The sequence below is a fragment of the Vibrio sp. Y176 genome (genome assembly GCF_033438945.1).
Map to the genome: position 1 here is coordinate 1 of NZ_JAWOQS010000602.1, position 670 is coordinate 670.

1 protein-coding gene and 1 pseudogene are annotated in these 670 nt (G+C 41.8%); both read right to left on the minus strand.

Annotation, left to right across the window (positions count from 1 at the left end):
• Positions 1 to 295 (minus strand): hypothetical protein (locus R7O13_RS27545; protein WP_318305285.1); only part of this gene is annotated, 295 nt, incomplete at its 3' end.
• Positions 296 to 478: 183 nt separating this feature from the next.
• Positions 479 to 670, minus strand: a pseudogene (locus R7O13_RS27550) (adenylate cyclase); the annotation flags it as partial.

The window sequence follows — 670 nt, forward strand, 5'->3', positions numbered from 1 at the left end:
GTTTCATTTTTAGCTGATTATCTTTGCGCTTTAGAGCACGGAAGAATTTGGACTCTTCGTAATACCAGCCCACAACACTAATCGGGAAACCAACTAACATCATGATGAAAAAATCTGCCGGAAACTGCTCCGTCACGTCCTGAAAAGTGTGAAGCTCTCCAAAGATGAACAAACCGATAATTTTACCCACCAACAACGCACAACAAATCATAAAAAACGATTTCATGATGTAGTGCCATTTTCCTTTCTTTCTCTCCTCTCGCCAATAAACATACTTATGTTCTCGGTTATACATTACTCCTCCACAAAGTGACAGCGTCACTCATTAAATGATAGTGTGGGTTCAGTGCATCAGCACTATGGTAATCATAGTGCTGTTTACTAGGAGTTGCCTGTCAAACCAATGAGAAGAACACAAAAATGACATTGTGTTTTGAGAAGAATTCGCTTCGCGTTTTAGAAAGGAAAGAAATAGCGACTATGCTGATAAAATCTCTTTGTATGAGCGATGCTCTCTATCCGCGTCGCTCAGATGAAACTGCTGCGCAAGTGCGACTAACCGCTCGCGATAGCGAGCCAATGCAGTTTCGTCGTCGGTCATAATAGCGAACTCCGCAACGTGACCAAAACCATAGAGAAAATCTAAGGTGATATAGAACTCGCCGAAAAA